The 8,124-nt window shown below is 63.6% G+C and carries 7 protein-coding genes; 5 read left to right on the top strand and 2 right to left on the bottom strand.

The window, feature by feature from the left end; all coding sequences use genetic code 11:
- The 4 genes from ftsH to Q5064_RS09415 form a co-directional block, all read left to right on the top strand.
- Positions 1-1,671 (top strand): ATP-dependent zinc metalloprotease FtsH (gene ftsH / locus Q5064_RS09430; RefSeq protein ID WP_302964153.1); only part of this gene is annotated, 1,671 nt, incomplete at its 5' end.
- A gap of 175 nt (positions 1,672-1,846) precedes the next feature.
- Entirely contained in the window at positions 1,847-2,989 is a 1,143-nt protein-coding gene (gene nrfD / locus Q5064_RS09425; protein ID WP_302964151.1) for an NrfD/PsrC family molybdoenzyme membrane anchor subunit, read from the top strand.
- Entirely contained in the window at positions 2,977-3,510 is a 534-nt protein-coding gene (locus Q5064_RS09420; RefSeq protein ID WP_302964148.1) for a GntR family transcriptional regulator, read from the top strand. Before nrfD ends, Q5064_RS09420 begins: the two co-directional genes overlap by 13 nt.
- 22 nt (positions 3,511-3,532) lie before the next feature.
- Complete coding sequence (locus Q5064_RS09415) at positions 3,533-4,384, top strand: slipin family protein (RefSeq protein ID WP_302964147.1); 852 nt, start codon at positions 3,533-3,535, stop codon at positions 4,382-4,384.
- On the opposite strand, the gene Q5064_RS09410 is transcribed toward Q5064_RS09415, so the two are convergent.
- Both Q5064_RS09410 and Q5064_RS09405 read right to left on the bottom strand, forming a co-directional pair.
- A complete protein-coding gene (locus Q5064_RS09410) occupies positions 4,381-4,686 on the bottom strand; it encodes a HigA family addiction module antitoxin (protein ID WP_302964145.1) in 306 nt (101 codons plus the stop codon). The genes Q5064_RS09415 and Q5064_RS09410 overlap by 4 nt on opposite strands.
- Before the next feature lie 9 nt (positions 4,687-4,695).
- On the bottom strand, positions 4,696-4,974 hold the full coding sequence (locus tag Q5064_RS09405; RefSeq protein WP_302964143.1) for a type II toxin-antitoxin system RelE/ParE family toxin: 279 nt from the start codon (positions 4,972-4,974) through the stop codon (positions 4,696-4,698).
- Between the two features lie 695 nt (positions 4,975-5,669).
- Between Q5064_RS09405 and Q5064_RS09400 the strand changes: the two genes are divergently transcribed.
- Positions 5,670-8,123, top strand: coding sequence for a molybdopterin-dependent oxidoreductase (locus Q5064_RS09400; protein ID WP_302964141.1), 2,454 nt, complete (start codon positions 5,670-5,672; stop codon positions 8,121-8,123).
- The last annotated feature ends 1 nt before the right edge of the window (position 8,124 follow it).

The following is an 8,124-nucleotide window of genomic DNA, read 5'->3' as shown; positions in this document are numbered from 1 at the left end:
GACGTGGCCGGCGTGGACGAGGCCGTGGAGGAGATGCAGGAGATCAAGGACTTCCTGGCGAACCCCGCGAAGTACCAGTCCATGGGCGCGAAGATCCCGCGCGGCTGTCTGCTCGTGGGCCCTCCGGGCACCGGCAAGACGCTGCTCGCGCGCGCCGTGGCCGGCGAGGCGGGCGTGCCGTTCTTCAGCATTTCCGGCTCCGACTTCGTTGAGATGTTCGTGGGCGTGGGCGCCTCCCGTGTGCGCGATCTGTTCCAGCAGGCGAAGGACGCGGCCCCGGCCATCATCTTCATCGACGAGATCGACGCGGTGGGTCGCCAGCGCGGCACGGGTCTCGGCGGCGGTCACGACGAGCGCGAGCAGACGCTGAATCAGCTGCTCGTGGAAATGGACGGCTTTGAGTCCAACGACTCGGTGGTGCTCATCGCTGCCACGAACCGCGCCGACGTGCTGGACCCCGCGCTTTTGCGCCCCGGCCGCTTCGACCGCCAGATCGTCGTGGACACCCCCGACGTGAAGGGCCGCGAGAAGATCCTCACCGTGCACGCGAAGGACAAGCCCATCGGATCGGATGTGGATCTGAACAAGATTGCGAAGATCACCCCCGGCTTCACCGGCGCCGATTTGGCCAACCTCATGAACGAGTCGGCCCTGCTCACCGCCCGCCGCGGCAAGAAGATCATCACCATGCGCGAGGTGAGCGAGTCCATGGAGCGCGTCATCGCCGGCCCGGAGCGCAAGGGCCGTGTGATGAACGAGAAGACCAAGCACACCATCGCCTACCACGAGAGCGGCCACGCGCTCGTGGGGCACCTGCTCGACCATGCCGACCCGGTACACAAAATCTCGATCATCTCCCGCGGCCGGGCGCTGGGCTACACGCTGTCCATCCCCGACGAGGACAAGGTGCTGAACTCGCTTTCCGAGATGAAGGACGAGCTGGCGGTGTTCATGGGCGGCCGCGTGGCCGAGGAGATCTTCTGTGACGACGTGACCACGGGCGCCTCCAACGACCTGGAGCGCGCGAGCAAGATGGCCCGCGCCATCGTCACCCAGTACGGCATGAGCCCCCTGGGCACCCAGGTGTTCGGCCAGCCCAACCACGAGGTGTTCCTGGGCCGCGACTACGGCAACACGCAGGATTACTCCGAGGAGACGGCTCGCCGCATCGACGAGGAGGTGGCGAAGATCATGAAGGAGGCCCATGACCGGGCCCACAAGATCCTCGCCGACCACGCCGACCAGATGGACCTCATGGCCAGCGTGCTTCTGGAGCGCGAGACCGTGGAGGGCGAGGCCTGTGAGGCGCTGCTCGACAACAAGTGGGACGAGTATCTGGCCCGCGAGGACGAGATCATCGCTGCGAAGGAGGCCGAGGAGGCTGCTGCCCGCGCCAAGGACGCCGAGATGCTCGCGGCCCAGGGCGATGCGGAAGGCGCCCAGGCCGTTGTTGCCGGCAACCCCGATGCGGGCGAGACCTTGGCCGACCCGAACTGGCGCGCCGAGCCGGTGGAGCCGGGCGACCAGGATCCGAACGCGCCGTACCGGGCCGCCGCCGAGGGTGCCGACCGCGCCGATATGCCCACCCAGGCCGAGGTGGATGCCGAGATCGACCGCGAGGACGAGATGGACTCCTCGGCCGATGCGCCCGATCCCGATAAGCGCGACTAGCCGTTCGCGCTATCCCGGTTAGATCCCTTCCAGTTGAGAGAGCGCCCTGCGGGGCGCTCTCTTGCTGTGGGGGCTCTGCCGTCTCTCCCTGTTTCTGTCTCATGCTGTCATATACTTTTCTGCGCGGTTGTGTCATACTTTGCGAAAGCATGCGAAGCGGAGAAGGGGGCGATCGGTGTTCGGCGAGCTTGTGGCAGCCTATCTGTTCCTCGCCGGCGTGGGTGCCGGCGGGATTGCCGCCGCCTCCTTGGCCGACCTGCTCTTCGTGAAGGCTCCCTTCGGGGCGGCGGCGGAAAGCTCGGTGGCTGAGGCTCCGGCAGCCGAGCGGCTCGTGTCTCTGGCGCTCGCGGCGGCGCTCGGCGCGCTCGCCATGGGCGTCGGCTGTCTGGCGGCCGACTTGGGGCGCATCGACCGGGTGCTCGCGCTGTTTCTCACGCCGGTGTTCACGCTCATGAACGTGGGGGCGTGGGCGCTTGCGGGGCTTTTGGCCGTCGGCGCGGTCCTGGTGCTCGGGCGATTCGCGTACCTGCCCTGGCTCAGTCGTTGCGCGGTAACGATGCTGGAAGTGGCGGCGGTCGTGCTGTCGGTTGTCGTGGCGGTGTACGCGGGGCTTCTGCTGCAGGGCCTTGCCGGCGTGCGCCTGTGGGCGAGCCCGTGGGTTCCCGTGCTGTTCGTGCTGTCGGCCGCGTCGTGCGGCTGCGTGCTGTTCGCGGGCTGCTCGCTGTTCGTGGAGGCCGACGGGCGCACGGTGGCGCTCGGGCACGCGATTCTGCGGGTGGATGCGGCCGTCGTCGTGGCGGAAGCTGCCGCGGCGGCGCTGTTCCTCGGCGGGGCAGTGGCCAGCGGGCATCCGGGCGTCGTTGCCTCGGTCGCAAGCCTCTCGCACGGTACGGCGGCGCTGCCCTGGTGGGGCGGCTTTGCGCTGTGCGGCCTGGCGGCGCCCCTCGCCATCGAGGGTGCGCTGTGGGTGCGCGAGCGGAAGGACGCCCGTTTGGAGTCGGCCGCGCCAGCTAGGGCCGGGGGCCGCGGCCCCGCGGCAGCCCCCGCGCCCGCCTTCGACGCGCCGCCCGCGGTGCTGGCCGCCCTGGCGCTCGTCGTGCTCGTGGGAGGCGCGGGGCTGCGCTGGGCCGTGGTGGAAGCCGGGGCGCAGCGCCCCTTGGAATTGCAGAGCGTGGAAGATGCTGCGGAGGCTGAGCCGATCGGCTTTGGGCGGCCCGACGAGGCCGCCGGCGCGGCAGCTGACGGCGAAGCGGCCGCCACTGGCTGCAACCCGGCATCTTCCCAAAAGAGAGAGGACCTTTCCCTATGGTCGAGCTAGGGCGCACCATTCCGGCCGGCGACTTGTTCGCGCTGGACGATGCCAGCTCCATTCCCGTCTGGCTCCAGTTGAAGAACCGCTTCATCTACCTCATCACCTCGGGGTTCTACCTGCCGGGCGACCAGCTGCCCACGGTGCGCGGGCTCGCCGCCGAGGTGGAGGTGAACTACAACACCGTGAGCAAGGTGTACCAGAGCCTGGAGGAGGATGGCTACATTGTCTCGAAGCGCCGTCAGGGCGCCTTCGTGGCCGACGTGTCCAACAAGCCCGGCGTGTCGGCCGAGGTGACAGCCGAGATCGTGACGGCCGAGTATTTGCAGCGCTGCCAGGAGCTGGGCATGTCGCTGGAGGATATCGACGCGCAGTTCACCGCCGCCCTCGTGGCGGCCAAGGCCAAGCGCGACAAGAGCGAAGGAGCAGGATATGACACGCAGGAATCGCGGCGCGGACGCCTCGTCAAGTTCCCCGAGCCCGCAGCGGACAGCAGCGGCGCCGAGCGCTCGGCTGGAAACGGGGCGTAGCCGCACCTCGCGCAACGGGGCCGTGGCCTTCACGCTCATCGTGTTCACCGTCGTGGTGGCCGCGGTGCTGGCCTTGGCGCAGCTTGCCGCAGGCTCCATCGGGCTTGGGGCCATCGTGGGCGCGGTCGTGGTCGGCGCGCTTGCGGCAAGCTCGGTGCACGTGGTGATGGAGTGGGAGAAGGCCGTGGTCATGCGCTTCGGCCGCTTCAACCGCGTGGCGGGGCCGGGCATCGTGTTCACCTGGCCCATCGTGGAGTTCTACACCGTGCGCATCGACCAGCGCGTGGCGGCCACCTACTTCGGCGCCGAGGAGACGCTCACGGCCGATCTGGTGCCCGTGAACGTAGACGCGGTGGTGTTCTGGATGGTGTTCTCGCCGAAGAAGGCCGCCTGCGAGGTGGAGGACTACGGCGGCGCCGTGTCGTGGATGGCCCAGGCTACGCTGCGCAAGGCCATCGGCCGCGCGAGCCTGGCCGAGGTGGCGTGTCGTCGTGACCAGCTGGACGCCGAGCTGAAGGACGCGCTGGAAGAGAAGCTGGACGGCTGGGGCATCGACGTCATCGACGTGGAGGTGCGCGACATCGTGGTGCCCCGCGAGCTGCAGGCCTCCATGGCCGCTGCGGCCGTGGCCACCCGCGAGCGCGACGCCCGCATGATTCTGGCCGAGGCCGAGGCGGACATCTCCGACATGCTGAAGGACGCGAGCGCCAACTACGAGGGCGATCCGGAGGCCATGCGCCTGCGCACCATGCACCTGGCCTACGAGTCGGTGAAGCAGTCCGGCGGCACGCTCGTCATCCCCAGCGCCTTCAGCGAGGGCTTCACCGACCCCGACGCCGCCGAAGCCCTGGCAAAAGCCGCACAGAGGGGCTAAAGGCACGCGGCGTGATTCCAGGGTTTGATATGGCGAAGCTGGTCGCCGATCTTGCTGCGTGTAATTTCCAAATCGTAAGCTTCCTGCGCACGCATCCAATAGCCGTCGGATAGGCCGAAGAACTTGCATAAACGTAAATCGGTATCGGCCGTGATGGCGCGGCGCCCCAGGACAATTTGCCCAATGCGCTGCGCCGGCACGCCGATTTCCTTGGCGAGCCGATATTGGGAGATGCCCATGGGCTTCAGAAATTCCTCGGAGAGCAACTCGCCGGGGGTTATAGGGTCAAGGTTCGCGCTCATATTCGACTCCTAATGGTAGTCAACAATCTCCACGTTTGCCGGTCCGGCGTCCGTCCAGCAAAAGCAGATGCGGTACTGGTCGTTGATGCGTATGCTCCAAAAGCCGCTTCTGTCGCCATCGAGCTTTTCCAGATGGTTGCCGGGAGGGATGCGGAGATCCTGCAGACAACCTGCAACTTGCAGTTGCCGAAGTTTCCGTCGAGCGACTCTCTCGAACGACGCGAATTGCTTGACGCGCTGCCCTGAGGCGAGTCGCTCAGTTTCCTTGTTGGCAAATGAAACTATCATTATAGTAACCTCTCGCGTTAATAACGTCAAGCGTTTCTATTTCTCCCTTAAGAAGAAGCGTGCTACAATGGGCAATGCCTAGAGAACTTGGCCCCGAGGGGCCGGGACGCCGCAAGGACGTCCCGGTAGCGAGGGTGCCTAGTCCTCGCTTTTGTGACTAGACCCACCGCCAGGCGGTGGGTCGACCCTTTCCAGGGCCAGAAGTGCTACCCCTAACGAGGCAGCTGCCACAAAAGTTTGAACCAAGGCCAGGAAAACGCTCATCTGCATCACCTCCCTCCCGCATCTAGAATTGGTGATAGGGAAGGTGTATGCAGAGAGTCCTGCTCCCCGCTTATCAACTATAATACAAACAAATATTCTATTTTCAAGACTTGACATTGCCGAATCGTGCATTTTGAATTGAATTATTTTATCTAGCAGAATAGGCGATTAATCTGCGATAACTCTGAGATGCTCTACCTTTGTCATACTCTGCCCTACATTTTCTCTTGACAGTCTATGACAGAGTATGACAAACTGGCAACAACAGAATCCGGCCGATTCTTAGAGACTATGTTGGAATCCCATCATTCGTGCCGCGAGCATGCAACCGGATTCGCCCATGGGGGATGGGAAGGGAGGGCGCGCAAGCCCGTTGCGCAGAGAAGCTGTCTGCGCCCGGCTTGCCCCTCTGCCATGAAAGAGGAGGAGAGATGTCAGGAAGCGAAACCAAACGCTCCGGCCTCACCCGCCGAGGATTCCTGAAGGCAACGGGTGCTGTTGCGGGCGCTGCTGCGCTGTCTGGTCTGGCAGGTTGCGCGAATGAGGAGGGCAGCTCGCTGGCGGCCACAGGCGAGGAAGAGCGCCACTATGCCCGCTGCATGTGGAGCGGCTGCATGCATTGCGGCAGTTGGGTTACCGTGCGCGATGGCGTGGTGGTGAAGCGCGAGCCCGATCCCGACGAGCCGTTCAACAACCGTCCCTGCCTGCGCGGCTATTCGCAGATTCAGCGCCTGTACCACCCCAACCGCATCAAGTACCCCATGAAGCGTGTGGGTGAGCGCGGCTCAGGCGAATGGGAGCGCATTTCCTGGGAGCAGGCCAGTCAGGAAATCACCGACAAATGGAAGGGCTACATGGAGGAATCTGGCCCGCAGTCCATCACCTTGTACCCTGGCACCTCGAATGGAGGCCTCATCAACGGGGCGGCCATTAGCCTGCTCAAGCGACTGTGGAATACGGCGGGGTTCTCGGTTTACGACCTATGTATCGATGTTGGGGCTCTTACCGGTGTCGACCGGGTGTGTGGCGGCACCGGTTTCGATAAGCCGGGCAATCACTACGCGTCGGATATCATGAACGCGAAGTATATCGTCAACATGTCGGCTAACGAGACCGAATCGACCTTGTTCCGCTGGCGTGACATTGCGAGTGCCTGCGAGAACGGCACGAAGTACATTGTCATCGATCCCAATCAGTCGACGGCCGCTTCCAAATCAGACAAGTGGATTCGCTGCCGCCCCGCATCTGACGGCGCCCTCCTCATGGGCATCATGAACGTCATTTTGGATGAGGGCTGGGAAGACGAGGACTTCATCCGCCAGCACACCGTAGCTCCCTACCTGGTGAAGGAGGACGGCAAATTCCTGCGCGCCAGTGAATTCGGGATAGAGCCGGTTGAGATGGGCATGAACCCCATGACGGGTGAGCCCATCCTGTACGATGCTCCCATTCTCATGGGCGAGGACGGCAGCCATGGAACCGTCGAGGAGGTAGCGGCCCCCGTGCTGCATGGCACGTTCGATATCAACGGCAAGAAGGTGACATGCGCCTACGATCTGTTCTGCGACCGCGTGGCCGAGTACGATCCGCAAAAGGTGGAAGAAATCACCGAGGTTTCTCCCGAGGATGTACGCTATCTGGCCGAGGTATTCGCAGACGGCCCCACTCGTGTGCACCTGGGCATGGGCGGCCAGGCCTACAACAATGGTCATTCCATCGGCACGGCCTTGGGCTGCCTGCTGTCCATTACGGGCAACCTCAGCAAGCCGGGTGCCGGTATGGATGGTGGCTACTTCGGTCTGCCTTGGAACTACCTGTACATGATGCCCACCATGACCATGGGCCCCACGCTTCCTTGGCTGGAAGTGGCCGATATGCTGGAGACGGGACTGGAGCCCGTTTCTGGCCAACCTTTCCCCATCAAGTGCATCTATTCCATCGGCGCGCTTTACGGCGGCGGCATCGATGCCAACTGGGTGAAGGAGAAGATTATCGACAAGATCGACCTGCTTGTGGTGGCCGACACGTCCATGACCGATACGGCACGACAGGCCGATTATGTGCTTCCGGCCGCTCATTACTTCGAGTTCGAGGACATCATCACCAACCCCACCAATGAGGGCGCCGTCAAGTGGCACGATAAATGCGTAGATCCGTCTTTCGAGTGCAAACCCGACGGCCAGATTGTGCGCATGCTGGCCGAGGGCTTGGGCATGGGTGAGTATTTCCAGAGCACCGATGAGGAGTTTTGGAATGAGGCGCTTTCTTCGCCGGAGTTCCAGGCAGCTGGTGTCACCTTGGAGCGGCTGCGCGAGGAGCACACCATTCGCTTCGAGTTGTACGACATCTACCATGAGAACCATATCTACGATACGCCCACGGGCAAGTTGGAGATTTACTGCGAAAATCCCGTTCCTCGCATGGCGAACGTTCACGAATGGGATTACGAGCAGGAGCACCTGCCTTACTGGTTCGAGCCGAACGAAGCGTGGCCGGACAAAGAGATTATGAAGAAGTACCCGCTGATTTTGACGTCCGAGCGCTCGCGCGACCGTCACCACACCAACGGCTTCGAGCTTGCGTGGCTGCTTGAGGCGCTTCCCGAGCCCACGCTGAAGATGAACCCCGCCGATGCCGAGGTGCGCGGCATTCAGGACGGCGACTATGTGGAAGTGTACAACGACCGCGGCAACGCGGTGGCCCGCGCGGTTCTCAACCCCGGCATGCGTCCCGGCATGCTGTTGTACCCGAAGGGGTGGCAAAAGCACCAGTTCAAGGACGGCTCGTTCTCGGATTGCTCGAATCATGAGTATTGCCCGGTGACGGTGAACTCGTCCTTCATGGATGCCGCCGTTGAGATGCGTCTGTGGGAAGGAGAGGAGTAAC

The organism is uncultured Adlercreutzia sp., assembly GCF_958431955.1.
Lineage (GTDB): Bacteria > Actinomycetota > Coriobacteriia > Coriobacteriales > Eggerthellaceae > Adlercreutzia.
The sequence above is the reverse complement of the archived record's forward strand: the minus strand, read 5'-3'. Positions and strand labels throughout refer to the sequence as shown.